Here is a 26,759-nt window from a genome sequence, read left to right on the forward strand (position 1 = left end):
ACGGGCTTGGCGGCTCGGCCGCGGCAGGGGAGGAGACGCCGGTGGATTTCGCGCTGACCGACGAGCAGAGCCAGATCTTCGCGATGGCGCGGGATTTCGCCACCCAGAAGATGGCGCCCCACGCGGCAAGCTGGGAGGAAGACAAGGCGCTGCCGCGCGACGTGCTGAAGGAACTCGCCGGCCTCGGCATGGCGGCGATCGTCGTGCGCGACGATTACGGCTCGGGCCTGTCGCGGCTCGACGCGGCGCTGATCTTCGAGGCGCTGTCCTATGGCGATCCGTCGGTCGCCGCGTTCCTGTCGATCCACAACATGGTCGCCTGGATGATCGATTCGTTCGGCTCCGAGGAACAGCGCGCCGAATGGCTGCCGAAGCTGGCCTCCATGGAAGCCGTCGCGAGCTACTGCCTGACCGAGCCGGGCTCGGGCTCGGACGCGGCGGCGCTTCGGACCAGCGCCAGGCCGGACGGCAACGGCTATGTCCTGAACGGCACCAAGAGCTTCATCTCCGGCGCGGGCTTTTCCGACCTCTATGTCGTCATGGCGCGGACCGGCGAGGCGGGGCCGAAGGGCATTTCGGCGATCCTGGTCGAGAGCGGCGCGGAGGGTCTATCGTTCGGGGCGCAGGAAAAGAAAATGGGCTGGATCGCCCAGCCGACGGCCGAAGTGCGCTTCGAGGACTGCAAGGTGCCGGGCGGCGCGCTGCTCGGCGAGGAAGGCAAGGGCTTTGCCTACGCCATGATGGGGCTCGACGGCGGCCGGCTGAACATTTCCGCCTGCGCGCTCGGGGCGGCGCAGGCCGCGCTCGACAAGTCGGTCGCCTACATGAAGGAGCGCAAGGCCTTCGGCAAGAATCTCACCGAGTTCCAGGCGCTGCAATTCCGGCTCGCCGACATGGAGACCGAATTGCAGGCGGCGCGCATCTTCCTGCGTCAGGCGGCGTGGAAGCTGGACACCAAGGCGCCCGACGCGACCAAGCATTGCGCCATGGCCAAGCGCTTCGTCACCGATACCAGCTTCAACGTCGCCAACATGGCGCTGCAACTGCATGGCGGCTACGGCTATCTCGCCGATTACGGCATCGAGAAGATCGTTCGGGATCTCCGCGTCCACCAGATCCTCGAGGGCACCAACGAGATCATGCGGATGATCACCGCTCGCGCGCTTCTGGCCGAGCACGGGTGAGCGCGATGCGGGACGAGACGACGACCGACGACGTGCTGATCCGGGTCGAGGGCCGGGCCGGACGGATCACCCTCAACCGCCCCAAGGCGCTCAACGCGCTGACCTGGGAGATGGCGCGGGCGATCGAGGCGGCGCTGCGCGATTGGGCGGTGGACGACGCCGTGGCGCTGGTGATCATCGACGCCGCCGGCGACCGGGCATTCTGCGCCGGCGGCGACATTGCCGAGCTTTACAAGCACGGCCGCGCCGGCGAGTTCGCCTATGGCCAGCGCTTCTGGGCCGAGGAGTACCGGCTCAACCGGCTGATCGCGCATTACCGCAAGCCTTATGTGGCGGTGATGGACGGCATCGTCATGGGCGGCGGCGTCGGGCTGGCGGCGCATGGCGGCCACCGCATCGTCACCGAACGCGCGATGGTGGCGATGCCGGAATGCGGCATCGGCCTGGTGCCCGACGTCGGCGGCTCGCTGATCCTGGCGACGGCGCCGGGGCGGCTCGGCGAATATCTCGGCACGACCGGTTTCCGCATGGGGTCGGCGGACGCGATCCTCGCCGGCTTCGCGGATGTTTTTGTGCCGTCCGAACGCCTGGCCGGCCTCGTCGCCCGGCTGGCCGCGACCGGCGATGCCGCAACGATCGATGAGTTCGCCGAGACGCCGCCCGAGGGCGAACTGGCGGTCCGGCGCGAGGCGATCGACCGCCTGTTTTCAGGGGTATCGGCCGCCGAGGTCGTCGCCGCGCTGGAAGCGGAAAACGGAGAATTCGCGGCGGCCACGCTCAAGGCGATCCGGCGCGGCTCGCCGATCTCGGTGGCGGCGACGCTGGCGATCGTGCGCGCCGTGCGCGACGATCCGACGATCGAGAACGCGCTGACCCGCGAATACCGCTTCACCTGCCGCAGCCAGCAGGAGGGCGACTTCCTCGAAGGCATCAGGGCGGCGGTCATCGACAAGGACCGCCAGCCGCAATGGTCGGTGGCGCGCATCGAGGATCTGCGCCAAGAGCGGGTGGACGCGATGCTGGCGCCGCTCGGCGATAACGAACTCGAATGGGAGGATCGAGCATGAAGATCGGTTTCATCGGTCTCGGCAATATGGGCGCGCCGATGGCGAAGAACCTTGCCAAGGCAGGCCACGAGGTGACCGGTTTCGATCCGGCCGGCGTCGCGGTCGAGGGCGTCGCGCCGGCGGATTCCGCCGAGGGCGCGGTGCGGGGCATGGAGGCCGTGATCACCATGCTGCCGAACGGCGAGATCGTCCGCGCCGTCCATGCCGACATCGTCAAGGTCGCTGACAAGGGCGCGCTGGTCATCGATTGCTCGACGGTCGACGTCGACAGCGCCCGCGCGGCGCATCAGCTGGCCGAGGCGGCGGGGCTCCCGTCGCTCGACGCGCCGGTCTCCGGTGGCACCGGAGGGGCCGAGGCCGGTACGCTGACCTTCATGGTCGGCGGCGGCGAGGACGCCTTCGCCAGGGGCAAGACGCTGTTCGACATCATGGGCCAGAAGGCGGTGCATTGCGGCGCGGCGGGCGCCGGACAGGCTGCGAAGATCTGCAACAACATGATCCTCGGCATTTCGATGATCGGCGTCTGCGAGGCGTTTCATCTCGCCGACAAGCTCGGCCTCGACCGGCAGGCGATGTTCGACGTGGCCTCGACCACGTCCGGCTCGTGCTGGTCGATCAACACCTATTGCCCGGCGCCGGGTATCGGGCCGAAAAGCCCGGCCGACAACGACTACAGGCCGGGCTTCGCCGCCGATCTGATGCTGAAGGATCTGAACCTGTCGCAGGAGGCGGCCGAAAGCGCTGGCGCGAACACCGAGCTCGGCCGCCACGCCCGCGACATCTACGACGCCTTCGTCGGTTCGGGCGGCGGCAAGGGTCGCGATTTCTCCGCAATTCTCGACAAGCTGTCGAAGGGCTGAGGTGGACGGGCGAACGGGCCGGGCTCTTTTACACGTCGCCGCCGATCGATCCCGGTGTCGAGAGGCTGGGCGAGCCGTGCGGCGGTGTCGGCAGTGATGCTGCGCTCACCCTCGCGCGAACGGACCGGCCCCGAGAGAGCCGTCACGGCTGTCTCGCCGACTCCGAACCCTGTCCGCCACCGGGCTTTGCTGGCGTTCCCAACCAGCACATGTCGCAGACGGCGTCCCCGTGGGACAGGGTGCGGGTCCGCCGGTAATGACCCGTCCGGCCATCGGCGGCGATCAGATCGGCGCCGGGCCAGTCATAGCGGCACCAGCTTTGCCGGAATGCCTCAAGATCGCCCCGGTCGCCCTGTTCTACGATGACCCGGCGGACCATTTCCTGGGGTGGGCAGCGGGTCCAATGGGTGAAGATCCGGTCGTCCTCGGTCCAGGATTCCACCTGGTAGCCATTCGGACCGGCGGCGCTGAACGGGAACCGCAGCAACAGGCGGATCGTCCGCTGCAGTCGTTCACCCGGGTTGCTGGTGGTGATTCTGGCGGGGAGCGACGCGAGTTTCAGCGAATCGGCATAGACGTCCCAGCCGATATCGGCGACCAGACCGGTGGCTGCCTCCCGCGACTGTCCCTCATCAAGCAACGCCCGATAGGCGGCCGTGGTCAGCACCGCCGCCTCGACCATCAGCCGGTTGCCGACGCTCGGTAACGCGTCGAGCCTGGCCGTGGGGCGCAGCCGTTCGGCCCACCGCTCGGTCTCCGCGAGCAACTGCCGCACCGCTTCGGCCGTCCAACGGTCCGTGCCGGGCCGATCGCGGGCGTCACGTCGTGTCGCGAGAACGCGACGGGCCGAGCGCGCCACGATGGCCCGCAACACTCTCCGCACGGTTCTCCAGATAATCGGACTGTGTCGCATGGCCGAGGGTGTCATGGTCACCTCCTGCTCGCGCTTTTAGACGATCAGTATATCACCCCCCGTCCCGCGGCACGACTTGCCGCGGGACAGGAGGCTCTGAGCTTGACGCCTGCCAGGTGCGGCGCGCTGCCGATCACCGAGACCGACGAGAGACGATTGTCGTGGCCACGAAACGCGGGCCTACTTGCCGTCGATCTCCGGCGTCGCCTTCGGCCCGCCCTCCAGATCGGCGATGAGTGCCTTCATCTCGGCGATCTCCAGTACCTGGGCCTTGATGATCTCGTCGGCCAGTTTGCGAACGCGGGGGTCGGTGATCTTCGCCCGCTCGCTGGTCAGAATGGCGATGGAGTGGTGGGGAATCATCGCTTCCATGTAATCGACATCGTCGACCGTCACCTGGCTCCGCACCAGATAGAGGACGGCCGCGAAGGCCAGGAAGGCACCGACGAAAATGCCGATATTCGCGCCCTTGTTGGGAAACATGCCGATCATGTAGGCCAGCATGACCACAAACATCGTCGACCCCATCAGCAAGGCGACATAGGCGCGCGTCTCGCTGAAGAACGCATGATCGATGATGTCGTAGCTTTCCAGGTAGGTAATGCCGAACATCAGAACGACTGACGTTGCGACCATGAGGAACAGTTTGAGGTAGGGGGACATGCGTCAGATCTTCCTTTCGCGGTTGAGCCAATGGGTGAGGGCGTGAGCGAGCGTCGTCAGCGAGGGTCCAGACGGACCGACCTGAGCCTGAGCGCGTTGCCGATCACCGAGACCGATGACAGGCTCATCGCGGCGGCCGCGAAGACCGGCGAGATCAAAAGGCCGAGGAACGGGTAGAGGACACCCGCCGCCACCGGCACGCCGGCGGTGTTGTAGACCATCGCGAAGAACAGGTTCTGCTTGATGTTGCGCATGGTCGCCTGCGACAGCCGGCGGGCCCGTACGATGCCGTCGAGATTGCCCTTGACCAGGGTGATGCCGGCGCTCTCGATGGCGACGTCGGCGCCGGTGCCCATGGCGATGCCGACATCGGCCTGGGCCAGCGCCGGCGCGTCGTTGACACCGTCGCCGGCCATCGCGACCTTGCGGCCCTCTTCCTGCATCTCCCTGATGATACGCGCCTTGTCCTCGGGCAGCACTTCGGCGCGGATCTCGTCGATGCCGAGCCGGCCGGCGATCGCCCTGGCGGTGCGCTCGTTGTCGCCGGTCGCCATGACGATTCGGAAGCCTTCCTCATGCAGCGCCTTGATCGCCGCGGGCGTCGTCTGCTTCATCGGATCGGCAACGCTGACAAGGCCGGCGATCTTTCCCTCGACGACGACGAACATCACCGTCTCGCCCTGATCGCGGCGGGAATTGGCGGTCTCGATCAGCGCTGCCCCGTCGAGGCCCAGTTCGCCCATCAGTCGCGCGTTGCCGAGCGCCACCGCCTTGCCGTCGACGGCGCCCTTCACGCCCATGCCGGTGATCGCCTCGAAGTCGGTCGCCTCGGTGAGGGTGACTCCGCGTTCCTCGGCCCCGGCGACGATCGCCTCGGCCAGCGGGTGTTCGGAACCGCGCTCCAGGGAAGCGGCGAGGCGCAAAACCTCGGCCTCGTCATCGCCCGATTCCGGCAGCACCGCGACCAGCTTCGGCCTGCCTTCGGTCAGCGTGCCGGTCTTGTCGACGATCAGCGTATCGACCTTGGCGAAGCGCTCCAGCGCCTCGGCGTTCTTGATCAGGACGCCGGCCTGGGCGCCGCGCCCGGTCGCCGTCATGATCGACATCGGCGTCGCCAGCCCCAGCGCGCAGGGACAGGCGATGATCAATACCGCGACCGCCGAGACCAGACCGTAGGCGAGCGCCGGCTCCGGCCCCCAAACCGCCCAGCCGATGAATGACAGGATCGCGACGGCGATCACCGCCGGCACGAAATATCCCGCCACCGCATCGGCGAGCTTCTGGATCGGCGCCCGCGAGCGCTGGGCATTGGCAACCATCTCGACGATCTGGCTGAGCATCGTGTCCTTGCCGACGCGCTTCGCCTCGATCACCAGACTGCCATTCTTGTTGATGGTGGCGCCGGTGACCTTGTCGCCCGGCGTCTTCTCGACAGGGATCGGCTCACCGGTGAGCATCGATTCGTCGATCGAGGAGCGGCCCTCAATCACCTCGCCATCCACCGGCACCTTGTCGCCAGGACGCACGCGCAGCTTGTCACCGAGCACGACATTCTCCAGCGGGATCTCCTCCTCGGTGCCGTCTGGCCGGATCACCCGCGCCGTCTTGGCGGCCAGATCGAGCAGCGCGCGGATCGCGGAACCGGTGCGCTCGCGCGCCCTGAGTTCCAGAATCTGGCCGAGCAGGACCAGGACGACGATCACCGCGCCGGCCTCGAAATAGACGCCGACGGTGCCGGTCTCGGGGTCGCGGAAGCCGGCCGGAAAGATCTGCGGGAACAGGACGGCGACGACGCTGAACAGATAGGCCGCCAACACGCCCATGCCGATCAGGCTGAACATGTTGAGGTTCATCGTCCTGAACGACTTGTAGCCGCGCACCAGGAATGGCCAGCCGGCCCACAGGATCACCGGCGTGCCGAGGATCAGCTCGATCCACATCGCCGCGTGCTCGCCGGTCCAGCCGCGCACGGCGAGGCCGACATATTCGCCCATCGCGACGATCAGCAGCGGCACCGTCAGCACCGCGCCGACCCAGAACCGCCGGCTGAAGTCGACCAGCTCGGGATTGGGGCCTTCATCGCCGGTGGGAACGCCCATCGGCTCCAGCGCCATGCCGCAGATCGGGCAGTCGTCCGGATGGTCCCGAATGATGTCGGGATGCATCGGGCAGGTATACTGCGTGCCCTCGGGCATCGGCTCCGGCGCGGGCCGGTCGCCAAGATAGGTCTCCGGTTCCGCCTCGAATTTTTCATGACAGCGCTCGGAGCAGAAATAGAATCGCTCGCCCTTATGCTTGGCCATGTGCTTGGCGGTCGCCCGCTCGACGGTCATGCCGCAGACGGGATCCCTGGCGGTGACATAGTCCTCGGGCGCCGCCTGGAATTTCGTGCGGCAGCCCTCGCTGCAGAAGTGGAAGGTGTGGCCGTCATAAAGCGCGGTTGGCTTGCCGGCCTCGGGATCGACGGTCATGCCGCAGACCGGATCGCGGAACAGGGCGGCGTCGGCGCTTGACTCGGAGTTGGACGATTGCGGAAGGCGATGCGCGTCGCCGCCATGCACGGTGGCGCTGTCGCGGAGGTCGGTCTTGGACATGGAGCGTCCTTCTTGAAAAGTGGCAGGCGAAATCGAGATGAATCCGTCGGTCCCGCAATCTTGTCCTTCCAGTAGCTGGAAGGTCAAGGGGTGTCATCGTTAGCCCTGCGGTGAGGTCCGGATGATCGGCCGCCGGCCGGCCGCGAGCGTTGCCATCGGTCAGTTTCTGGCAGGCGCGGACTTTTCCTCGGCGAATTGCGCTGTATGGTCCGCGAAAGCGGGGACTGAGGAGACATCCTCCGGCGTGTCTCGTCATTCGCAGGGGGATTCTTCATGAAGACGATCAAGCTCGGCCGCACCGGCCTCGATGTCACGCCGCTCTGTCTCGGCTGCATGAGCTATGGCGTACCCGACGCCGGTACCCATCCCTGGTCGATGCCGGAAGAGGAGAGCCGACCGTTCATCCGCCGCGCGATCGAACTCGGCATCAATTTTTTCGACACCGCCAACGCCTATTCGGCTGGCACCAGCGAGGAGATCGTCGGTCGTGCGCTGAAGGATTTCGGCAACCGCGACGAGCTCGTCATCGCCACCAAGGTGTTCAACCGCATGCATGACGGCCCGAACGGTATGGGCCTGTCACGCAAGGCGATCTTCAGCGAGATCGACAAGAGCCTGAAACGGCTCGGCACCGACTATGTCGACCTCTACCAGATCCACCGCTGGGATTACCGCACGCCGATCGAGGAAACGCTGGAAGCGCTGCACGACGTCGTCAAGGCCGGCAAGGCCCGCTATGTCGGCGCGTCCTCCATGCACGCCTGGCAGTTTGCCAAGGCGCTGCATCTGTCGGAAAGGCACGGGTGGACGCGATTCGTGACCATGCAGAACCATCTCAACCTGCTCTACCGGGAGGAGGAGCGCGAGATGCTGCCGCTGTGCCGCGACGAGGGCATCGGCGTCATCCCGTGGTCACCGATGGCGCGCGGGCGCCTGACCCGTCCGTGGGACGAAGCGACGAAGCGTTTCGACACCGACGAGGTCGCCAAGAAGCTTTACCGGGTGGACGAGGATGCCGAGAAGGCCATCGTCGACGCCGTCGGTGAGGTCGCCAAGGCACGGGGAGTCGCTCGGGCCCAGGTGGCGCTGGCCTGGACGCGCCAGAAGCCGGGCGTGACCGCGCCGATCATCGGCGCGACCAAGATGCGGCATCTCGACGACGCGGTCGCCTCTCTCGACATCGAGCTGACCGCGGACGAGATCGCGGCGCTGGAAGCGCCCTATCTGCCGCGGGCCGTCGCCGGTTTCAGCTAGGGGAATACACCTTGAGACACGTCAGGCTCTTCCCAGGGGAACCGCTGGCATTTGCCTGAAATACAAGATATCGCGGCCAAGTCGGAATCACGGCGGTTGCCCGGCGCTGGAAGCCGCTGCCGCGCGCGGGGCCCTGATCAGCGGATCGATCCGGCGATCCCCGCGATTTCAAGCTCTTGCCTATGGCGATCGTGGCGTTTTCGGCTATGGGTAGGGCGGATTGCTGTGGCTGGGCCGTCCCCTCTCGGCCAACTAAAGGCGGATTGCTCATGCAGGCCTTACTCGACTACGCATCCTACATGCCGCACGGATACTGCCTGTATTGGCAGCCATGGCTGGTGATACTCTATGCGGGCTCGGATCTGCTGATTTTTCTCGCGTATTCGGCGATTCCGATTGCGCTGCTGATGTTTTTGCGTCGGCGCCCGGACCTGCGATACCGCAAGCTCGTGGCGCTCTTCGCGGCCTTCATCATGCTTTGCGGCATCACCCATCTCATCTCGATCCTGACGCTCTGGGTGCCGATTTATCCGCTCCATGGCCTGGTGAAGCTGTTCACTGGCGTCGTTTCGGCGATCACCGCCGTGGTGCTTTTTTCTCTGATCCCCCGGCTCGTCGCGATCCCCAGCCCATCGCAGCTGGAAGAGGCCAACGCGCAACTGCGCGCGGAAGTCGCCGCGCATGAACGAACGCTGGCCCAATTGCAGGAGGCGCAGCGAGATCTTGAGGCGAAGGTTGCGGAACGCACGGCGGAACTAACCGAGACGAACCGCAGACTGACGGTCGTCACCCGGGAGGCCGTGCACCGGGGGCGCAATCTTCTCACCGTCGTCGATTCGCTCGCGCGTCAGACCGCACGCAGCGCACCGGATCTCAAGGCCTTCGTGGAGCGGTTCTCCGGGCGCATCCACGCGCTTTCGAACGCGACCGCGGCTGTCATGGACGATCCCTCGAGCGCCCATGCGACACTGGGCAGCGTCGTCCGCCGTCAACTCGAGCCGATCACGGAGACTTACGGCGAGCGGGTGGTCATCGGCGGACCCGAGGTGGAGATCACCAACGAGGCCGCTCAGCAACTCGCGCTTGCCACCCACGAACTGGCGACGAACGCGGTGAAATACGGCGCGCTTGCCACGCTCGACGGAACTTTGCGGCTGGCTTGGGAGATTACCGGCGACCCGGCGGCCGATGCGACGTTGCGTTTCGTCTGGCAAGAATCCGATTCCAGTGTCCGCGCCGCCAAGGAGGCTCCCCCGTCCGGCGGATTTGGAACAACCCTGCTGACCCGCGCGGTCCCGGCGATGTTGCACGGCACGGCGCAACGAAACCATACGGCGGGCGGACTTTCTTACGAATTGACGGTCCCGCTCGCGCGGATCGTTGCCGAAATTCCGAGCCCCAAAGGCAAGGATCGTCCGGGTCTCGATCCCGCCGACGATATCTGGGAAAATCTATCCTCGCCGCTCGCCGGCCCTTTACCTGCCTAGTGGATCGCATTTGACATCCCCACATGGGGCGGAGCCGAGATCAAATGTAAAATTCAAAAAATCATTCGTATTCATAAGGTTGCTACAGTTTCTTCGTTTTCGATATTTGCTTGCCATGGTGCTTCAAGCGGAATGCAGATGGCGAGATCATAGCACTGGCGTCGGGCACCAGATGGCGGGCGAGCCATCCAGGTTTCCCGGCGGATCGCGCGACGGCAAACCAGAAACGATGTCGCGCGCCTTTCCAAACGGCCACCGGCGTCACATCTACGGTGTCCGGCTCCTGAACGGGTGAGTTCCGGGGCCGGGCCGGGCCTGTCCCGAATGCGACGGGCGGACGGCTTCGGCCATCATGTCTTGTCGAGACCGAGCCGGTCGAACGCCAAGCAGGCGTCCTTATCGTTGACGGCCTAGGCCGGTTGCCCGAGGTGATGGCATGGATGTGCCAGTGTGGGTGTGGTTGGCGACGATCGGAGGGATCGCCGCGCTGTTCGTGTTCGATTTTATTTTCCACGTCCGCAAGCTCCACCACCCCTCGCTCGGGGAAGCCGGTGTTTGGTCGACGTTCTATGTCGTCGTCGCGCTCGCCTTCGGCGCGGGGCTGTGGTGGGTCTGGGGGCACGACCACGGGGTGGAATATCTCGCCGGATACATCACCGAAAAGAGTCTGTCGGTCGACAATCTGTTCGTCTTCGTCATCATCATGGCGAAGTTTCAGGTGCCGGCGAACTTCCAGCAGAAGGCGCTTTTGATCGGCATCGTCATCGCGCTGGTCATGCGCGGCATCTTCATCGCCATCGGCGCCGCCGCGATCGATCAGTTTTCCTGGGTGTTCTATCTGTTCGGCATCTTTCTTCTGTGGACGGCCTATACATTGGCCAAGGAGAGCCTGACCGGCGGCCATGTCCAGGGTGAGGAATACGAACCGAATGCCGTGGTCAAATTCGTCGAGCGGCGGCTCGCCGTCACCGACCACTATCGCGGCGCGGCTCTCTTCGTGCGCGAGAAGGGGCATTTGCTGGTAACGCCGATGTTCGTGGTGATCGTCGCGCTCGGCGTCACCGATCTTCTGTTCGCGCTGGATTCGATCCCGGCGATCTACGGCCTGACCGAGGAGCCCTACATCGTCTTCACGGCGAACGCCTTCGCGCTGCTCGGGCTTCTCCAGCTCTATTTCCTGATCGGCGGCCTGCTCGATCGTCTCGTCTATCTGGGCGCCGGGCTGGCGTTGATCCTTGCCTTCATCGGGGTCAAGCTGATCTTCCACGCCATGGAGAAGAACACGCTGCCCTTCATCAATGGCGGGGCGGGCATCGACGCGGTGCCGCACATCTCGACCTGGCTGTCGCTGGGGATCATCGTGTCCATTCTCGCCATCACGACGGTCGCAAGTCTCATCGCAAGCCGGAATGGAGCGAGCCACGGCAAGAATCCGGCGCGGGCCGAAAAGCAGGTCTGACGACCGCAATCGTTGCCGCTTGCGGCGTGCCGCCGCAAAAGCATCGATGGAAAACGGGGAATTGCCAATGACATCGGGAAGCGACCCGACAGGCGTCGAGCCGGAGACGCGGCCCTCCGGCGAGGATGCCGAATGGTCGGCGCGACGCGACACGCTGGCTAAGCGGCTGGCCGAACAGCGCCGGCGCCTGCCTGAAAATCGCGAGCCGGCGAACCGCTCCCAGGGCATGCGAGGGGCCGCCCAGGGCCTCAAGGTCGCCAGCGAGTTCGTCGCCGGCATCATCGTCGGCGCGGCGATCGGGTATTTCATCGACCAGTTCGCCGGCACCAGCCCCTTCGGTCTCATCGTCTTTCTGCTGCTCGGATTCGCCGCGGGCGTCTTGAACGTCATCCGGGGGATTTCCGGCAACAGCTCGCGCGGCGACCCTGGTCCGCCGTGACAGAACGCCTCGCGGAACAGCCGGCACCGGGCAAACTCGCTTCCGGAACATCGAACGAATTATCATCTGATGCTCTAGGGTGTTGCGAAGCGCCGTTGGGGACGCTATGGGCATGGCGGCCCTCGCCGGGCCACGCCGTGAATCGATGAAGGGCCCGAGAGTTTGGCAACCAACCCAACCGATCCGATCCACCAGTTTCAGATTTCCAAGATTGTGCCGATCGAGATCGGCAATCTGGATTTCTCGTTCACCAATTCTGCCCTGTTCATGGTGCTGACCGTCGCGATCACGACGGCCTTCCTGTATTATTCGACGCGGGGTCGCGGCCTCGTGCCGAGCCGTGTGCAGTCGGTCACGGAGCTGTCCTACGAGTTCGTCGCCAACATGCTGCGCGATGCGGCGGGCACCGGGGGAATGAAATTCTTCCCTTTCGTGTTCTCGCTGTTCATGTTCATCCTGGTGGCGAACCTTCTGGGAATGGTGCCGTATTTCTTCACGGTGACCAGCCATCTGATCGTGACCTTCGCCCTTGCGATGCTGGTGATGGGCGTGGTCGTCGTCTACGGCTTCATGAAGCACGGGCTTGGCTTCTTCAAACTCTTCGTGCCGGAGGGCGTGCCCGGGGTCTTGTTGCCGCTGGTGGTCATGATCGAGGTGATCTCGTTCCTGTCCCGGCCGGTCTCGCTCTCGGTTCGTCTCTTCGCCAACATGCTGGCAGGCCACATCACGCTGAAGGTCTTCGCCGGATTCGTCGTGTCGCTGAGCGCCTTCGGCGCGCTCGGGATCGCCGGATCGATTCTGCCGCTGGCCATGGCGGTCGCGCTGACGGCGCTCGAATTCCTGGTCGCCGCGCTGCAGGCTTACGTCTTCGCCGTCCTGACCTGCATGTATCTGAACGACGCGATCCATCCGGGCCACTGAGAACAGGCCTTCAGGCAAACCCATGGCGGCCGAAAGGTCGCCGACATCCACCGCAATCGGACAATTTCAAAGGAGTTTCGACATGGAAGCGGACGCAGCAAAGTTCATCGGCGCCGGTCTCGCAACGCTCGGCATGGGCGGCGCGGCCATCGGCCTCGGCACCATCTTCGGTCAGTATCTGGCGGGCGCGCTGCGTAATCCGTCGGCCGCCGACGGCCAGTTCGGCCGCCTGATCTTCGGCTTCGCGGTGACGGAAGCGCTCGGCATCTTCGCGCTGCTGGTCGCGCTGCTGCTGCTGTTCGCCGTCTGATCGGCATTCGCCATTCTGAGACGAGACGACCGGCGGCAAATCCTGCCGCCGGTCCGCTTTGCCGGAGCCACCGATGTTCGTAAGTCAAGCCTTGGCGCAGACCGAAAATCCAGACGCCATCGATCTGCCTCCCGCCAGCGAAACGGCGGCCGCGCATGGCGAGACGATCGCCATCGAAGGCGAACAGGAAGGCGTTTTCCCGCCGTTCAACAGCGAATTCTTCGCCTCGCAGCTACTCTGGCTGGCGATCACCTTCGGCGTCTTCTATCTGGTTCTGCAGAAGGTGATTCTGCCGCGGATCGCGGGCGTCCTGGAAAATCGGCGCGATCGCATCGCGCTTGATCTCGAGGCCGCCGAGCGGATGAAGTCCGATGCGGACGAAGCCCAGGCAGCCTACGAGCAGGAACTGGCGGAGGCCCGCGATCGCTCCCACAAGATCGCCCATGAGGCTCGCGATTCAGCGCGCGAGGACGCCGAGCAGGAGCGCAAGCGGCTTGACCGGCAGCTCGACGAGAAACTGGAAGCGGCCCAGACCCGCATCGCCGAGATCAAGGCCGAGGCGATGAAGGATGTCGGCGTCATCGCAGAGGACACGGCCGAAACCATCCTGCGCGAGGTCGCGCAGCTCGACGTCTCGCGCGAGGAAGTCGCCGGCGCCGTGTCGGCCGTCCGTAGCTGAGGAGACGACGATGGACGATTCATTCTGGGCCTTCGCCGCCCTCGTCATCTTTCTGGCACTCGTCTGGTATGTGAAGGCACCGGCCAAGGTCGGCAAGACGCTCGACGACCGGGCGGCGCGGATCCGCGACGAGATTGAGGAAGCGCGGGAGCTGAAGGAGGAGGCCAAGCAGCAGCTGGCCGAATATCAGCGTCGTTGCCAGGAGGCCGAGCAGGAAGCCAAGGACATTGTCGCGGCCGCCAAGCGGGAAGCGGCGCTGTTGCTCGAGGACGCCAATCGCAAGAACGAGGAATATGTCGTGCGGCGCACGGCCATGGCGGAAACCAAGATCGCCCAGGCCGAAAGCGATGCCGTCGCCGAGGTGCGAGCATCGGCCGTTGATATCGCGATCTCGGCGGCCGCCAAGGTTCTGGCGGACCGCAATTCGGGAAGCGAGGCCGGCCGCTTCATCGACGAATCGATCGGCGAAGTCCGCAAACGCCTGAACTGAGCGCCGCCGCGACACTCGCGGCGCGCGAAAAGAATTTGACGAAGGGGTCGCCATTGGCGGCCCTTTTTCGTTCCCGGTAGTCCTTCGCGCCCGAGCGAGGAGCCGACGCTCTATTCGGCGGCGTCGAGAAGATCGGCGCGCAACGGCCGGAAGCTCATCCGGTGGAGCGGGGTCGGTCCCAGCCGGGCGATTGCCGTGAGATGCTCGGGCGTCCCATAGCCCATGTGGCGGGAGAAGCCGTAACCGGCGAAAGCCCGGCAGGCGCGGCGCATGATGCGGTCGCGGGTGACCTTTGCGACGATCGAGGCGGCCGCGATGGACAGCGACAGCGCATCGCCGGCGATCACGGCAGTGCCGGGACAGCGCAGCAGCGGCGGCACGTCACGCCCGTCGACGAGGACGTGACACGCGGTCTCCGGAAGCGCGTGCAGCGCGCGCCGCATGGCGATCAACGTCGCGCCACGAATGTTGAAGCGGTCGATCTCAACAGCGCTCGCCGACGCGATGCCGACATGGGCCGATGCGAGAATTTCAGCGAACAGACGCTGACGCTCGGCGGCATCCAGCTTCTTGGAATCATCGAGCCCGGTCGGCAACCGGTCGCGGTCGAGAACGACCGCCGCCGCCACCACGGGACCGGCCAGAGGCCCGCGTCCGGCCTCGTCGATGCCGGCAATGCGGCGCAAGCCGCCTTCGAGCAGAACGGTTTCCCGGATAAGGTCCGGTCCGCGGCGCGCCGCGGCTTGGCGGCGCGCGGCGGGCCCGGATGCAACGGGAGAATCGGAGGAACGGCGAGCCATGATGCGGCAAGACTCGCGCATTCTCCGATTCTCCACAAGTCTCGCCGTGTTCCGGGGAAGAACCGGCGAGAGCGCCAAGCCGCGAGGGGCGGCGGCCAGACGATCGAGCGGGGAGCGACCTCCCCGGGGCTGGGATCAGAGCAGCGCAAGCTGGACGCCGGCCCCCTTCGGCGGCGTGAACCGGTCGCATCTGAGTTCGGTGCGGGTCTGGTTGAGGCCCAACCGCCGGGCCGTCATTTCGAAGCGCCGCCGGATCTGGAACGCATAGGGGCCATTCCCGCGCATCCGCTTGCCCCATTCCGCGTCATAGTCCTTGCCGTCCCGCATCGAGCGCAGCAGCGACAGGACATGCCGGTAGCGGTTGGGGTAATGACGCAGCAGCCATTCCTTGAACAGCGGCGAAACTTCGAGCGGCAGGCGCAAGAGCACGTAGCCGGCATCGCGGGCGCCGGCCGTGCTGGCCGATTCGAGCACCCGTTCGATTTCCGAATCGGTCAGGCCGGGGATGATCGGCGCCATCATCACCGTCGTCGGAATACCGGCCTCGCTGAGCGCCTTGACCGCGTCCAGCCGCTTTGCCGGCGTTGCCGCGCGCGGCTCCATCGCCCTGGCAAGAGTGCGGTCGAGCGTGGTTACGGACAGGGCGACCTTCGCCAATCCCTTGGCCGCCATGCGCTGGAGAATGTCGATGTCGCGCAGGACGAGAGCCGATTTGGTGACGATCCCCACCGGATGATTCGCCGCCTCCAGCACTTCGAGGATTTCGCGCATGATCCGCCACGTCTTCTCGACCGGCTGATAGGGGTCGGTATTGGTGCCTATGGCGATGGAGCGAACCTCGTAGCCGGGCTTCGACAATTCCCGTTCCAGAAGTTCGGCGGCATTCGGCTTGGCGAACAGTCTCGATTCGAAGTCCAGCCCGGCGGAAAGTCCCATATAGGCGTGGGTCGGCCGCGCAAAACAATAGACGCAGCCGTGCTCGCAGCCCCGATACGGATTGATCGAGCGGTCGAACGAGATGTCGGGCGAATTGTTGCGGGTGATGATCGTCTTCGGCTTCTCGACCTGCACGTCGGTCTTGAATGCCGGCAACTCGTCGAGACTGTTCCAGCCGTCGTCGAAGGCGCTGCGCGCGAAGGGCTCGTAACGGCCGCTCGGATTCACGCCCGCGCCGCGGCCGCGCCGCCGCTCGAAGCCGATCCGCAGACCGGATTCGGCGATGATGTGATTGGCGATGTCGATGCCGTCCGGGGCGGCGAAGGCCGCGCGATCGGCGCTCTTGATGTCCTGCATGGTAGGAATCTTCCGGCTCGCTCTATCGATGTATGAATAGAGTCCTAATCCGACGATTAGAACAATACAAGAACAAAAACGTTCCGCCGCTGGTTTTCGACGGCTGGCTCCGCTAAAGGGGGAACATGCTCAGCGTGTTGATGGATTGCGGACCGGACGACAAACAGCTTGCGACGAGTCTTGCCACGCTCGTCCCGGGGGCGGTCGAAGGTGTCGTCCGGGAGGTGGTGCTGGTCGATCGGGGGATGGGGCCGCAGGCGCATCGGGTCGCCGATCATGCCGGCTGCCGGGTGGTCTCGGAAGAGGAGTTCCGTCCCACGATCGAGACGGCCAAGGGCGAGTGGCTGTTGCTGTTGGAGCCCGGTGCCCGACTGATGCCGGGATGGATCGGCGCCGTCGTGGAACATGCCGACGAAGTGGCGCGGGGGACCGCGAAGATCGCGCCGGCGCGGTTTCGCCGGGCGCGGATGGACCGGCCGGGCTTCCTGCAACGGTTCCGGCAGATCCGCACCGCGCTCGCGGAGGGCTTCCTGGTGCAAAAGCCGCAGGCGATCGGCTTGTCCAGGCTCGCCTTCAATCTGGAGGAAGTGGCCAAGGGCGTGGCGGTCGAGCGTCTGGCCGTGGAGATCAGGCCGGCGCTCCGGGCAAGGTAAACCGCCGTGGTATCAGGCGGGACCGCCACCGCCGCGGCGCAGATGCTCGTCGAGCCGCGGCATGATCTCGACGAAGTTGCACGGCTTATGCCGGTAATCGAGCTGCGCCTCGAGAATGTGATCCCAGCCGTCGCGACAGGCGCCTGGCGAGCCGGGAAGCACGAAGACGAAGGTGGCGGCGATGACCCCGCCGGTGGCGCGGGACTGGATCGTCGAGACGCCGATCTTGTCGAAGGAAATCCGGTGGAAGACGGCTGAAAAGCCGTCCATGCGCTTTTCGAACAGTGGCTCCAGCGCCTCCGGGGTGACGTCGCGACCGGTGAAACCCGTGCCGCCCGTGGTGATGACGACGTCGACCTCGTCGCGTTGGCTTCCGCGGTCGGCGAGCCGATGGCCGGCCGCTTCCAGACGCTCGACCAGAACGGCGCCGGACTTGTCGTCCTCGATGCGCCTCGTATCGGACACGGTCAGGACCGCGATCGACAGGGGAATGAAGGGCTTTTCCGTGTTCATGTCGCGCAGGTCCTCGTATCAGTTCGCTCCCGACACCCACCAGCCGGGACAGGCGGCTTCAATCCGGCTTCGCGCCCGTCGCATGTGGTCTTCATCCTCGAAGAGGCCGAAGACCGTCGCGCCGGAGCCGGACATGCGGGCGAAGCGGGCCCCTTCGGCGATAAGCCGTCGGCGTACGGTGGCGATCGCCGGGACCATGTCCACCGCCGTCGGCTCCAGATCGTTGCGGGTCCGCGAAAGCCATGTGGCGAGTGCCGCAATATCCGGGAATCCGCCCGGCGGCAACGGTGGCAAGGGCGGGTTGTCGCGACGCGGCACCCTCGCGAAGACGTCCGCGGTCGATACCGGCGCGCGCGGGTTGACCATGAGCAAGGGCAGGGAAGGAAGACCCGTCAGCGGCGAAACGGTTTCGCCGATCCCGCTGATCAGCGCGGGCCGCCCGTCGAGACACATCGGGACGTCGGCGCCGAGCGCGATCGATTCCCGCGCGAGGCGCTTCGCCGCATCGGGCGCGCGATCCGCGATCATGCGCAGAAGCGCCGCCGCGTCCGCCGATCCGCCGCCGATGCCGGCGGCGACCGGAAGCCGCTTGTCGAGATGGATCGCCAGCGGCGGCAACGCCAGATCTCGTTCGGCCAGCACTGTCCGGGCGAAGCTGGCCGCGCGCAGCAGGATGTTGTCGGCGCCGGCGGGCACAAAGGCGGCAAAAGGGCCGCCGACCTCCAGCCTATCCTGTGCGGCGGACGCTGGCGCGACCGTGACGCGATCGCCGGTATCGGCGGCGAAGACGACCAGACTTTCCAGACAGTGGTAGCCGTCGGCGCGGCGGTCGACGACATGCAGGGCCAGGTTGATCTTGGCCGGGGCGAGCAGCCGGGTCGGCGGTATCGCGAGGGGCGGCAAGGGCCCGGTGCCCGGGCTCAATCGGCCTTGGTGCCGGAGCCGGGCGTCTTGACGGGATCGTTCGCGGCGCTGTTGCGAGCCGCCCGCTCGGTATTCGTCGCCGCAGCGCCGGAGGGTGCCTTGGCTTTCACATCCGCCGGGTCGAGGCCTCTCGCCAGCTTGGCGCGGATGGTCTGGGCGGCCTCCCGTTCCGGCTTCGGCTCGCCGACGAGGGCGCGCTCCCACTGGAAACGCGCTTCCCGCGTGCGGCCGACCCGCCAGTAGGCGTCGCCGAGATGGTCGTTGATGGTCGGATCCATCGGCGTTATCAGCACCGCGCGTTCGAGTTGCTCGACGGCCTCCTCGAACCGGCCGAGGCGGAAATACGCCCAGCCGAGCGAATCGATGATGTAGCCGTCGTTCGGCCGCAACTCGACGGCCTTCCTGATCATGTCGAGACCCTCTTTCAGGTTCTCGTTCATGTCGACCCACGAATAGCCGAGATAGTTCAGGACCTGCGGCTGGTTCGGCGAGAGTTCGAGTGCCGTCTTGAAATCGGCCTCGGCCTTGTCCCACTGCTTGGTCCGTTCAAAGGCGATGCCGCGCTGGTAGTAGAGGTTCCAGTTCGCCGTCTGTCCGGGTTCGGAAAGAGCGATCGCCTTGTTCAAGGTCTTGGCGGCCTCCGCGTAGTCCTTGTCGGCGGCAAGGACATCGGCGAGCGCGGTATGAGCCTTGATGTCGTCCGGAAAGTCGCGCACCGCCCGGGTCAGATGGGCCTTGGCCTCGTCCTTGCGCTCGGCATACCAAAGGTCGAGGCCGATCTGCAGTTCGGCGGTGCGCCGATAGGCCGAGTTTTCCGGGATTTCCCGATAGTAGGAAATCGCCAGATCCAGCTGTTCGGAACGCTCGGCGATGCCGGCAAGGGCGGTCAGGAGCGCCGGATTACGCGGCGCGAGGGCTCGGGCCAGTTGAAAATACAACAGCGCGACCTGCTGACCATCGCCCCGATTGATCGCCTGGCCGAGGATGTAGAGCGTCTCGGCGGCGCCTTCCTGAACAGTAGCGATGGCAGGCTCGATCGTCTCGCCCTTCTCGACGCGTTCCTTCAGATGCAATAGCGGATCGTAGGTCGGCACGAGTTCCAGCCCGGCCTCGATCGCCTCGAGCGCGGCATCGGTGTTGCTGGTGCGCGTTTCCAGCCGCGCAAGCGCTTCGGCGGCCGCGTGGTTGGCGTCCGGCGAGGTGCGGGCCGATTCCTGGTCGTCGACGACCTTGCGAAGCGCGACGCGGGCGACGTCCGGGCGCCCGGCAACATCGGCGATGAGGCCCTTCTGGTAGTTGTTGAAGATCGCGAACCAGGGTGCGCCGTCCAGTTCGTCGAGGCGGGACAGGGCGGCGTCGATCCGTCCGGCGCCGAGTTCCGACCAGGCGATCAACTGGCCGATGAGCAACGCGTCGAGATCGCTCGGATTGGGCAGGTCGAACTCGGCGATAGCGGCATCGAAATTGCCGCGACCCAGGGCATCGACACCCAGCGCCATGCGCGCGACCTTGCTGGCCTCCGGCGCGTCGCGCAGCTTCGCTGCCATGTCGACGCCGTCCTTGAAGCGCCCGTCGGCGAGAAAGGCGAACATCGCGTCCTGCCGCAACAGGTTGGAGGTCGGATCCATCGACAGGGCCTGCGCGAAGAAATCGGTGGCGGCTTCGAGGTCGCCGTCGCGCTGCGCCGATTTGGCGGCCAGATAGGCGCCCGACAGGGACTGGGCCTGGGCCATTCCCGCCTTGGCTCCCTCCGCGCGGGTTCCCGCGGCACGCGCGGCAGGGGCCGCCGTGGCGGCGAACAGGGCAGTGGCTGTCAGCAACGTCAGAAAGCGCGATGTCTGCACGTAAAATCCTCTTTCCGGGCCGCGCCGGCCAGCGATAACGCGCGGCGGCTTGTTGCCGAAATCCTGGCTCACCTTAATCCAGTGACCTGTGGAGGTGAAGCCAAATGGCGCCTAACAGGCGCTTTCCTGTTGCACCGAGAGATTGTCGGGATTGCGGCTACACCGCGAGCGGGTGGAAACGGGGCGGTCCGCCCCCGGGTCAACTGACCCGGTCGATGCAGAACGCGACGACGCCCAGCAGCGCGTCGCGGCCTGGCGAGGCGGGCAGCGAGGTCGCGGCTTCGTGCGCCGCGTCGCCGTAGAGCCGGGCGCGGGCGATCGTCGCGTCCAGCGCGCCGTGACGGCGTATCAGCGCCTTGGCGCGTTGAAGCGCCTCGTCATCATTCCGGCCTCTCTCCATGGCGTCGCGCCAGAAGCTCCGTTCCTCCTCGCCGCCCGCCTCGTAGGCGAGAATCACCGGCAGGGTGATCTTGCCCTCGCGAAAATCGTCGCCGGTGTTCTTGCCCAGATCGGTGGCGGACCCGTCGTAATCGAGCACGTCGTCGACCAGCTGGAAGGCGAGGCCGAGATTGCGTCCGTAGCGGCGCATCGCCTCGCGCTCGGCCGTGCCGGCGCCAGCGACGACCGGGCCGACCTCCGCCGCGGCGGAAAACAGCGCCGCCGTCTTGGCGTCGACGACCGCGAGATAGTCGGCCTCGCTCGTCGTCATGTGCTTGGCCGCCGAGAGCTGCCAGACCTCGCCCTCGGCGTTGACGGCGGAGGCCGTGGACAGGATGTCGAGCGCGGCGAGCGAGCCGACCTCGACCATCATCTTGAAGGCCTGGCCGAGCAGGAAATCGCCGACGAGGACGCTGGCCTGATTGCCCCAGATCGTGCGGGCGGTCTTCTTGCCGCGCCTGAGATCGCTTTCGTCGACCACATCGTCATGCAGCAGCGTCGCCGTATGCATGAACTCGACGCTCGCGGCGAGCTTCACATGCGCGTCGCCGTCATAGCCATGCGCCAGCGCCGACGCGATCGTCAGCATCGGCCGCAGCCGCTTGCCGCCGGAGGAGATCAGGTGCTCGGCGATCTCGGGAATCAGCTCGACATTCGAGCCGGCCATCGCAAGGATCAGCTCGTTGACGCGAGTCATGTCGGACGCCGTGACCGCGAGGATCGGTTCGATCGAACCGCGGGTATCCGTCCGCCCGATGGGGCTGGCCAAGCTCACCATGTCACTCCGTTGCTTTCCCGCGCAGGCCGCGCGGGTAGTTGCCGGACATCGCTCCCGAAGATGGCGTAGGCGCCGCCGATATAAAGGCCTTGCCGCCGCCACGCCGAAAGAACGCGCGCCCGTTTCGCCCCAGCCCTTGCCATGACTGACGCATTTCGGGCACCTATATCGCGGCTGGAGAGCATGCGGCCCCATCTTTCCCCGGCTTCGGTCGTCCCATTTCTCGAAGCGGTGCAGATCATGCAAGAACTCATGCGGTCCAACGACGCGGTTCTCATTTCCTTCGTCGATGCTCTCTTGAACGATGCGGACATTCCGCATTTTGTCGCCGATGTCCATATGAGTATTCTCGACGGATCGATCGGCGTCTTGCCGCGCCGCGTCCTGGTCGATCCCGACCATATCGACCAGGCCCGCAGAATCCTCAAGGACGCCGAACTCGGCCATGAACTGTCCTGATCCGGCATCCGCGATCGACCACGAGGCGGACCCGTCGCCGGTTCGACGCGACGCGTTTTATGGTGGCCGGTTCGTGGTGCTGCAGCCGGCGCGCGGCGGCTACCGGTCGGGTCTCGACGCGATGCTTCTTGCCGCGACGCTGCCCGAATCGGCGACGGGCAGCGTTGCCGATATCGGCGCCGGGGCAGGGGTGGTCGGCCTCGCCGCGGCCTGCCGGGCCGAACGGGTCGAGGTGACGCTCGTCGAGAAAAGCCCGGTGATGGCGGAGCTGGCGCGCCGTGGGCTGGCCCTGCCCGAGAACGCGCCTTATCGACATCGCGCGCGCGTCGTCGAGGCCGACATCCTGGCGGGCCGGGCCGGGCGTGAAGCCGCCGGCCTTGGCGACGGCGCGTTTCAGCATGTCCTCACCAACCCGCCGTTCTATCCGCACGGCCATCGTGCCTCGCCCGACCCGCTGCGCGCCGAGGCCCTCAGTGCCGCCGACGCCGACTTCCTGCCGGCCTGGATGCGCGCCTGTGCCGCTCTGCTCGACCCCGGCGGCTTGTTCACCGCCATCGTGCGGCCGGACGCGCTGCCGGCGATGCTGCAGGCGAGCGAAGGCCGGCTGGGCGGAATGCGGGTGCTGCCGGTGCATTCCAGGCCCATGACACCGGCGAAACGGCTCATTGTCTCCGGCCGAAAGGGATCGCGCGCGCCCCTGGCGGTGCTGCCCGGCCGCACGCTGCATGCGCCCGACGGCGGCTTGGAACCCTTCGCCGAAGCGCTCGCCGCCGGCACGGCCAATATCCGGCTCGATCCATGAATTGACGGGTGACGCGCTTCGATGCGTTGCGAAACGGCCGATCGCGCTTACATGCCAGGCCTGATCCTGTCCCAGCAGCAAGGGCCCTCCGTTGGCGAATCCCCTCCAGAAGATACTCCCCAAACGCTTCCGCTCCGATGCCACCGTCATCCCCGTAGTCCGGCTGTCGGGCGCGATCATGACCGCGCAGAGCGCGCTGCGGCCGACGCTGTCGCTGGCGACGGCGGCGCCGGTCCTGCAGAAGGCGTTCGATCACAAGAAGGCGCCGGCGGTGGCGATCGTCGTCAACTCGCCCGGCGGCTCGCCGGTGCAGTCGCGGCTGATCCATCAGCGCATTCGCGATCTCGCCGAGGAAAAGAACAAGCGGGTCCTCGTCTTCGTGGAAGATGTGGCGGCGTCGGGCGGCTACATGATCGCCTGCGCCGGCGACGAGATCATCGCCGACCCGTCCTCCATCGTCGGCTCCATCGGAGTCGTTTCCGGCTCCTTTGGCTTTGTCGAGGCGATCGCCAAGCTCGGCATCGAGCGCCGGGTGCATACCGCAGGCACCAGCAAGGCGACGCTCGACCCGTTCCAGCCGGAAAAACCGGAAGACGTGGAACATCTGAAGGCGTTGCAGCGCGAGGTGCACCAGACCTTCATCGATCTCGTCAGGCAAAGCCGCGGCGCCAGCCTCATCGAACACGACGATCTGTTCTCCGGACTTTTCTGGTCGGGGCGTCGCGGGCTGGAACTCGGCCTCGTGGATCAGATCGGCGATCTGCGCGGCACCTTGCGCGCCCGCTTCGGCGCCAAGGTCAAACCGGTGCTGATGCAGGCGAGCCGCAGCCTGTTCGGCCGCAAGCAGCCGGGTATTCGCGCCGACATGGTCGCGGGCGCCGGGCTGGCGTCGATCGGCGCCGGCTTCGCCTCCGAGATATTGAGCACCGCCGAGGAACGCGCCCTGTGGGCCCGCTTCGGGCTTTGAGACAAGCGGTAACGGTCGGGTGGGCAACGACTTTGTGTTGCCGCGGCGCGCGCCGCAGCGCATAGTCACCGCACTCGAGGAGCATGGGTCGAACGGATGCCACAGTTTCTTCTTCTGGGCCTCGTCGGGGCCGCCGCGCTGTTCGGCTACAAGCAGATGAAGCGGGAGGCGGACCGTCTCGCGGAACGCAACCGCCGCGCCGAAGCCGAAACGAAGACCGGCGCGCAAGGCACGCTCGTGCGCGGCGAAGACGGGATCTACCGCATCAAGAAGGATTGAGTGCACTGCGCCATCGCCGTCCTGTAACCCTCAAGCGTTAGCGACAGGGGCGCCGTGCGCAGCTTGCCGCGCACGTCTGCAGACGGTTGAGTAGGCGACTTCCTATTCCAGGGCGGCCACAGCCGGAACTTGGCCGCTTGCACGGGGTTACCGGAGCATCCCACGAACGAGATGACCCCGGAGTTTAGCCATGAAAGCCATCACCTGGCACGGCAAACACGACATGCGCTGCGAAACGGTGCCTGATCCCGAAATCGAGCATGGCCGCGACGCGATCATCAAGATGTCGGCCTGCGCGATCTGCGGCTCCGACCTGCATTTCTACGACGGCTTCATGCCCGGCATGGAATCCGGCGATATCGTCGGCCATGAGTTCATGGGCGAAGTGGTCGAGGTCGGCAAGGACAACAGGAAGCTCGCAGTCGGTGACCGGGTCGTGGTGCCCTTCACCATCGTTTGCGGCGAATGCGACCAGTGCCGACGCGGCAACTTTTCCGTATGCGAGCGCTCCAACCGCAATGCCGAGACGGCAGCCAAAATGTTCGGCCACACCACCGCCGGCCTGTTCGGCTATTCGCATCTGACAGGCGGCTATTCCGGCGGCCAAGCCGAATATGTCCGCGTCCCATTCGCCGATGTCGGCCCGGTCAAGGTCCCGGATGGCCTCAGCGACGAGGACGTCCTGTTCCTCGGCGATATCCTGCCGACCGGCTGGCAGGGCGCGAAAAACTGCGACATCCAGCCGACCGACACAGTGGCCATCTGGGGGGCCGGCCCGGTCGGCCTCTTCGCCCTCCAGAGCGCGATCATCCAGGGCGCCAAGCAGGTGGTGATGATCGACGAAGTGCCGGAGCGGCTGGCATTGGCCCAGAGCAAGGGCGCGATCACGATCAATTTCCAGGAAGAGAGCGTGGTGGATCGGCTGAACGAGCTCACCGGTGGCAAGGGTCCGGAAAAATGCATCGACTGCGTCGGCATGGAGGCGCACGCACCGTACGGCGCTGAGCACCTGTACGACCGCGCCAAGCAGGCGGTGATGGCCGAGACGGACCGCCCGCACGTCCTGCGCGAGATGATCTATGTCTGCCGACCGGGCGGGATCATTTCGGTGCCCGGCGTCTATGGCGGGATGGTCGACAAGATCCCGTTCGGTGCCGCGATGAACAAGTCGCTCACGTTCCGCATGGGTCAGACCCACGTGAACAAATGGGCCGGCGACCTGCTGAACCGGGTGCAGGACGGTCAGTTCGATTCGACCTTCATGATTACCCACCGCGGCTCCCTGGAAGACGGACCCGACCTCTACAAGACGTTTCGCGACAAGAAGGACGGATGTGTCAAGGTGGTCCTGACGCCCTGACCGGAGGGGCGGCGCCGGAGGGCGAATGGCTTGACCGCTCCGCCGCCGCCATGGCACCTGCGGCTGTGTTTTCGCCCGCACGCGGGCCCGCCACCCGGAATTCGCTCCATGTCAGACCTTGCCCCGCATATGGACCCGCGCCGCTCCTTCCAGGCGCTGATCCTGACGCTCCACCGCTATTGGGCCGATCATGGCTGCGTCGTCTTGCAGCCCTACGACATGGAGGTCGGCGCCGGCACCTTCCATCCGGCGACGACGTTGCGCGCGCTCGGGCCGAAACCCTGGAACGCGGCCTATGTGCAACCGTCGCGGCGGCCCAAGGACGGCCGCTATGGCGAGAACCCCAACCGACTGCAGCATTATTATCAGTACCAGGTGATTCTGAAGCCGAATCCGCCGAACTTGCAGGAGCTCTATCTCGGCTCGCTGGCGGCGATCGGCATCGACCCGCTCTTGCACGACATCCGCTTCGTCGAGGACGATTGGGAAAGCCCGACGCTGGGCGCCTGGGGGCTCGGCTGGGAGTGCTGGTGCGACGGCATGGAGGTGTCGCAATTCACTTATTTCCAGCAGGTCTGCGGCATCGAATGCGCGCCGGTGGCGGGCGAGCTGACCTATGGCCTGGAACGCCTCGCCATGTATGTGCAGAATGTCGACAACGTCTACGACCTCAATTTCAACGGCCGCGAGGGCGACGAGAAGGTCAGCTATGGCGACGTCTTCCTGCAGGCCGAGCAGGAATATTCGCGCCACAATTTCGAGTTCGCCGACACCGCGATGCTGCTCAGGCATTTCGACGACGCCGAGGGAGAATGTCTGGCGATCCTGAAGGCCGGAGCACCAAGCGATCCGGCGGGGCTGCATCAATGCGTGCTGCCGGCCTATGACCAGTGCATCAAGGCCTCCCACGTCTTCAACCTGCTCGACGCGCGCGGCGTCATCTCGGTGACGGAACGGCAGAGCTATATCCTGCGCGTGCGCACTCTCGCCAAGGCCTGTGGCGAGGCGTTCCTCTTGACCGACGCGGGTGGGGCGCTGGTGGCAAAGCGGGGTTGATCGGCGACACTAGCCAGGTGGAAGGCCACGGTCAGCGGGTCGGGTTGAGACCTTGGCGCCAAGAAAGATCTTGAGCGCGAGCCAGATCAACACCCAGGCGATCAGGGCGGCGTAGCCATCACCGATCTGCATGATTTGGTTGGAGACTGGAAGATATACGAAGAACTGCGCGAAGAGGCAGAACACGACCCCGCCAGCCTGATTTCCAGCGAGAACCGCATCCTTCCACGCCGAGGCCCAAATCAAGGCGATCAAGCCAATAACCAACGCCGC

At 65.8% G+C, this 26,759-nt stretch carries 28 protein-coding genes; 18 read left to right on the forward strand and 10 right to left on the reverse strand.

The annotated features are described in order from the left end of the window. Window positions 1–41 precede the first annotated feature (41 nt). Genes MJ956_RS04450 through mmsB form a run of 3 tightly spaced genes read left to right on the forward strand, consistent with a single transcriptional unit; the run spans window position 42 to window position 3,111 of the window. The gene (locus MJ956_RS04450; RefSeq protein WP_253963271.1) at window positions 42–1,184 is read left to right on the forward strand and encodes an acyl-CoA dehydrogenase family protein; all 1,143 of its coding nucleotides are present in this window, start codon (window positions 42–44) and stop codon (window positions 1,182–1,184) included. 5 nt (window positions 1,185–1,189) lie between these two features. Beyond that, window positions 1,190–2,251, forward strand: a complete 1,062-nt coding sequence (locus tag MJ956_RS04455) for an enoyl-CoA hydratase/isomerase family protein (protein ID WP_253963299.1) — start codon at window positions 1,190–1,192, stop codon at window positions 2,249–2,251. Then, window positions 2,248–3,111 carry a 3-hydroxyisobutyrate dehydrogenase gene (mmsB, locus tag MJ956_RS04460; RefSeq protein WP_253963272.1) on the forward strand — a complete coding sequence of 288 codons (864 nt, stop codon included), beginning with the start codon at window positions 2,248–2,250 and terminating at the stop codon, window positions 3,109–3,111. Before MJ956_RS04455 ends, mmsB begins: the two co-directional genes overlap by 4 nt. A 142-nt stretch (window positions 3,112–3,253) precedes the next feature. Here mmsB and MJ956_RS04465 read toward each other — a convergent pair whose 3' ends face one another. The 3 genes from MJ956_RS04465 to MJ956_RS04475 form a co-directional block, all read right to left on the reverse strand. Then, a complete protein-coding gene (locus MJ956_RS04465) occupies window positions 3,254–3,994 on the reverse strand; it encodes an L-2-amino-thiazoline-4-carboxylic acid hydrolase (RefSeq protein ID WP_253963273.1) in 741 nt (246 codons plus the stop codon). Window positions 3,995–4,204: 210 nt separating this feature from the next. Beyond that, on the reverse strand, window positions 4,205–4,687 hold the full coding sequence (locus tag MJ956_RS04470; RefSeq protein ID WP_253963274.1) for a DUF305 domain-containing protein: 483 nt from the start codon (window positions 4,685–4,687) through the stop codon (window positions 4,205–4,207). A 56-nt stretch (window positions 4,688–4,743) separates the two neighbouring features. Continuing rightward, window positions 4,744–7,281, reverse strand: coding sequence for a heavy metal translocating P-type ATPase (locus MJ956_RS04475; protein ID WP_253963275.1), 2,538 nt, complete (start codon window positions 7,279–7,281; stop codon window positions 4,744–4,746). 273 nt (window positions 7,282–7,554) lie between these two features. On the opposite strand from MJ956_RS04475, the gene MJ956_RS04480 reads away from it, so the two are divergent. From MJ956_RS04480 to MJ956_RS04515, 8 genes are all read left to right on the forward strand, one after another. Then, window positions 7,555–8,535, forward strand: coding sequence for an aldo/keto reductase (locus MJ956_RS04480; protein WP_253963276.1), 981 nt, complete (start codon window positions 7,555–7,557; stop codon window positions 8,533–8,535). A gap of 269 nt (window positions 8,536–8,804) precedes the next feature. Then, window positions 8,805–10,022: a sensor histidine kinase gene (locus MJ956_RS04485; protein WP_253963277.1), complete on the forward strand. Its 1,218-nt coding sequence runs from the start codon at window positions 8,805–8,807 to the stop codon at window positions 10,020–10,022. Window positions 10,023–10,458: 436 nt separating this feature from the next. Then, window positions 10,459–11,481 (forward strand): TerC/Alx family metal homeostasis membrane protein, encoded by a 1,023-nt coding sequence (locus tag MJ956_RS04490; RefSeq protein ID WP_253963278.1) that lies wholly within the window; start codon window positions 10,459–10,461, stop codon window positions 11,479–11,481. Window positions 11,482–11,548: 67 nt separating this feature from the next. After that, window positions 11,549–11,920 carry an AtpZ/AtpI family protein gene (locus MJ956_RS04495; RefSeq protein WP_253963279.1) on the forward strand — a complete coding sequence of 124 codons (372 nt, stop codon included), beginning with the start codon at window positions 11,549–11,551 and terminating at the stop codon, window positions 11,918–11,920. Window positions 11,921–12,082: 162 nt separating this feature from the next. Then, entirely contained in the window at window positions 12,083–12,841 is a 759-nt protein-coding gene (locus MJ956_RS04500; RefSeq protein ID WP_253963280.1) for a F0F1 ATP synthase subunit A, read from the forward strand. Window positions 12,842–12,923: 82 nt separating this feature from the next. Further along, window positions 12,924–13,151 (forward strand): F0F1 ATP synthase subunit C, encoded by a 228-nt coding sequence (locus MJ956_RS04505; RefSeq protein ID WP_206455757.1) that lies wholly within the window; start codon window positions 12,924–12,926, stop codon window positions 13,149–13,151. Between the two features lie 73 nt (window positions 13,152–13,224). Beyond that, on the forward strand, window positions 13,225–13,830 hold the full coding sequence (locus MJ956_RS04510; RefSeq protein WP_253963281.1) for a F0F1 ATP synthase subunit B: 606 nt from the start codon (window positions 13,225–13,227) through the stop codon (window positions 13,828–13,830). 10 nt (window positions 13,831–13,840) lie between these two features. Then, entirely contained in the window at window positions 13,841–14,320 is a 480-nt protein-coding gene (locus MJ956_RS04515) for a F0F1 ATP synthase subunit B (protein WP_253963282.1), read from the forward strand. Window positions 14,321–14,430: 110 nt separating this feature from the next. On the opposite strand, the gene MJ956_RS04520 is transcribed toward MJ956_RS04515, so the two are convergent. Together MJ956_RS04520 and MJ956_RS04525 are read right to left on the reverse strand one after the other, a co-directional pair. Then, window positions 14,431–15,141, reverse strand: a complete 711-nt coding sequence (locus tag MJ956_RS04520; protein ID WP_423724798.1) for a ribonuclease HII — start codon at window positions 15,139–15,141, stop codon at window positions 14,431–14,433. 114 nt (window positions 15,142–15,255) lie between these two features. Next, a complete protein-coding gene (locus MJ956_RS04525; RefSeq protein WP_253963283.1) occupies window positions 15,256–16,413 on the reverse strand; it encodes a PA0069 family radical SAM protein in 1,158 nt (385 codons plus the stop codon). A 125-nt stretch (window positions 16,414–16,538) separates the two neighbouring features. Between MJ956_RS04525 and MJ956_RS04530 the strand changes: the two genes are divergently transcribed. Next, entirely contained in the window at window positions 16,539–17,066 is a 528-nt protein-coding gene (locus tag MJ956_RS04530) for a glycosyl transferase family 2 (protein WP_253963284.1), read from the forward strand. Between the two features lie 12 nt (window positions 17,067–17,078). Here MJ956_RS04530 and MJ956_RS04535 read toward each other — a convergent pair whose 3' ends face one another. From MJ956_RS04535 to MJ956_RS04550, 4 genes are all read right to left on the reverse strand, one after another. Next, window positions 17,079–17,579, reverse strand: coding sequence for a molybdenum cofactor synthesis domain-containing protein (locus tag MJ956_RS04535; RefSeq protein WP_253963285.1), 501 nt, complete (start codon window positions 17,577–17,579; stop codon window positions 17,079–17,081). A gap of 18 nt (window positions 17,580–17,597) precedes the next feature. Continuing rightward, window positions 17,598–18,482 (reverse strand): 4-(cytidine 5'-diphospho)-2-C-methyl-D-erythritol kinase, encoded by an 885-nt coding sequence (locus MJ956_RS04540; RefSeq protein WP_253963286.1) that lies wholly within the window; start codon window positions 18,480–18,482, stop codon window positions 17,598–17,600. A 17-nt stretch (window positions 18,483–18,499) separates the two neighbouring features. After that, complete coding sequence (locus MJ956_RS04545) at window positions 18,500–20,347, reverse strand: tetratricopeptide repeat protein (protein WP_253963287.1); 1,848 nt, start codon at window positions 20,345–20,347, stop codon at window positions 18,500–18,502. A gap of 199 nt (window positions 20,348–20,546) precedes the next feature. Further along, a complete protein-coding gene (locus MJ956_RS04550) occupies window positions 20,547–21,563 on the reverse strand; it encodes a polyprenyl synthetase family protein (RefSeq protein ID WP_253963288.1) in 1,017 nt (338 codons plus the stop codon). Between the two features lie 240 nt (window positions 21,564–21,803). Here MJ956_RS04550 and MJ956_RS04555 point away from each other — a divergent pair, with 240 nt between their 5' ends. From MJ956_RS04555 to MJ956_RS04580, 6 genes are all read left to right on the forward strand, one after another. Next, window positions 21,804–22,022 (forward strand): putative signal transducing protein, encoded by a 219-nt coding sequence (locus tag MJ956_RS04555; RefSeq protein ID WP_253963289.1) that lies wholly within the window; start codon window positions 21,804–21,806, stop codon window positions 22,020–22,022. A 73-nt stretch (window positions 22,023–22,095) separates the two neighbouring features. Then, on the forward strand, window positions 22,096–22,824 hold the full coding sequence (locus tag MJ956_RS04560; RefSeq protein ID WP_253963290.1) for a tRNA1(Val) (adenine(37)-N6)-methyltransferase: 729 nt from the start codon (window positions 22,096–22,098) through the stop codon (window positions 22,822–22,824). 91 nt (window positions 22,825–22,915) lie between these two features. Next, entirely contained in the window at window positions 22,916–23,791 is an 876-nt protein-coding gene (locus MJ956_RS04565; protein ID WP_253963291.1) for a S49 family peptidase, read from the forward strand. Between the two features lie 96 nt (window positions 23,792–23,887). Further along, a complete protein-coding gene (locus MJ956_RS04570; RefSeq protein ID WP_253963292.1) occupies window positions 23,888–24,070 on the forward strand; it encodes a hypothetical protein in 183 nt (60 codons plus the stop codon). Window positions 24,071–24,260: 190 nt separating this feature from the next. After that, window positions 24,261–25,430 (forward strand): zinc-dependent alcohol dehydrogenase, encoded by a 1,170-nt coding sequence (locus MJ956_RS04575; RefSeq protein ID WP_253963293.1) that lies wholly within the window; start codon window positions 24,261–24,263, stop codon window positions 25,428–25,430. Window positions 25,431–25,538: 108 nt separating this feature from the next. Beyond that, window positions 25,539–26,486, forward strand: a complete 948-nt coding sequence (locus tag MJ956_RS04580) for a glycine--tRNA ligase subunit alpha (RefSeq protein WP_253963294.1) — start codon at window positions 25,539–25,541, stop codon at window positions 26,484–26,486. 9 nt (window positions 26,487–26,495) lie between these two features. On the opposite strand, the gene MJ956_RS04585 is transcribed toward MJ956_RS04580, so the two are convergent. Further along, a partial coding sequence (locus MJ956_RS04585; RefSeq protein ID WP_253963295.1) for a hypothetical protein occupies window positions 26,496–26,759 on the reverse strand: 264 nt, incomplete at its 5' end.

This window comes from Aurantimonas marianensis (assembly GCF_024195285.1).
Classification (GTDB): Bacteria; Pseudomonadota; Alphaproteobacteria; order Rhizobiales; family Rhizobiaceae; genus Aurantimonas; species Aurantimonas marianensis.

Excerpts from the sequence above, each read along its gene's own strand:
- MJ956_RS04550 (WP_253963288.1), bottom strand. The coding sequence starts at position 21,563 with ATGGTGAGCTTGGCCAGCCCCATCGGGCGGACGGATACCCGCGGTTCG.
- MJ956_RS04495 (WP_253963279.1), top strand. The coding sequence starts at position 11,549 with ATGACATCGGGAAGCGACCCGACAGGCGTCGAGCCGGAGACGCGGCCC.
- MJ956_RS04515 (WP_253963282.1), top strand. The coding sequence starts at position 13,841 with ATGGACGATTCATTCTGGGCCTTCGCCGCCCTCGTCATCTTTCTGGCA.
- MJ956_RS04520 (WP_423724798.1), bottom strand. The coding sequence starts at position 15,141 with ATGCGCGAGTCTTGCCGCATCATGGCTCGCCGTTCCTCCGATTCTCCC.
- MJ956_RS04535 (WP_253963285.1), bottom strand. The coding sequence starts at position 17,579 with ATGAACACGGAAAAGCCCTTCATTCCCCTGTCGATCGCGGTCCTGACC.
- MJ956_RS04555 (WP_253963289.1), top strand. The coding sequence starts at position 21,804 with ATGCAAGAACTCATGCGGTCCAACGACGCGGTTCTCATTTCCTTCGTC.
- MJ956_RS04510 (WP_253963281.1), top strand. The coding sequence starts at position 13,225 with ATGTTCGTAAGTCAAGCCTTGGCGCAGACCGAAAATCCAGACGCCATC.
- MJ956_RS04580 (WP_253963294.1), top strand. The coding sequence starts at position 25,539 with ATGTCAGACCTTGCCCCGCATATGGACCCGCGCCGCTCCTTCCAGGCG.
- MJ956_RS04455 (WP_253963299.1), top strand. The coding sequence starts at position 1,190 with ATGCGGGACGAGACGACGACCGACGACGTGCTGATCCGGGTCGAGGGC.
- MJ956_RS04475 (WP_253963275.1), bottom strand. The coding sequence starts at position 7,281 with ATGTCCAAGACCGACCTCCGCGACAGCGCCACCGTGCATGGCGGCGAC.
- MJ956_RS04505 (WP_206455757.1), top strand. The coding sequence starts at position 12,924 with ATGGAAGCGGACGCAGCAAAGTTCATCGGCGCCGGTCTCGCAACGCTC.
- MJ956_RS04470 (WP_253963274.1), bottom strand. The coding sequence starts at position 4,687 with ATGTCCCCCTACCTCAAACTGTTCCTCATGGTCGCAACGTCAGTCGTT.
- MJ956_RS04575 (WP_253963293.1), top strand. The coding sequence starts at position 24,261 with ATGAAAGCCATCACCTGGCACGGCAAACACGACATGCGCTGCGAAACG.
- MJ956_RS04485 (WP_253963277.1), top strand. The coding sequence starts at position 8,805 with ATGCAGGCCTTACTCGACTACGCATCCTACATGCCGCACGGATACTGC.
- MJ956_RS04480 (WP_253963276.1), top strand. The coding sequence starts at position 7,555 with ATGAAGACGATCAAGCTCGGCCGCACCGGCCTCGATGTCACGCCGCTC.
- MJ956_RS04530 (WP_253963284.1), top strand. The coding sequence starts at position 16,539 with ATGCTCAGCGTGTTGATGGATTGCGGACCGGACGACAAACAGCTTGCG.
- MJ956_RS04490 (WP_253963278.1), top strand. The coding sequence starts at position 10,459 with ATGGATGTGCCAGTGTGGGTGTGGTTGGCGACGATCGGAGGGATCGCC.
- MJ956_RS04570 (WP_253963292.1), top strand. The coding sequence starts at position 23,888 with ATGCCACAGTTTCTTCTTCTGGGCCTCGTCGGGGCCGCCGCGCTGTTC.
- MJ956_RS04525 (WP_253963283.1), bottom strand. The coding sequence starts at position 16,413 with ATGCAGGACATCAAGAGCGCCGATCGCGCGGCCTTCGCCGCCCCGGAC.
- mmsB (WP_253963272.1), top strand. The coding sequence starts at position 2,248 with ATGAAGATCGGTTTCATCGGTCTCGGCAATATGGGCGCGCCGATGGCG.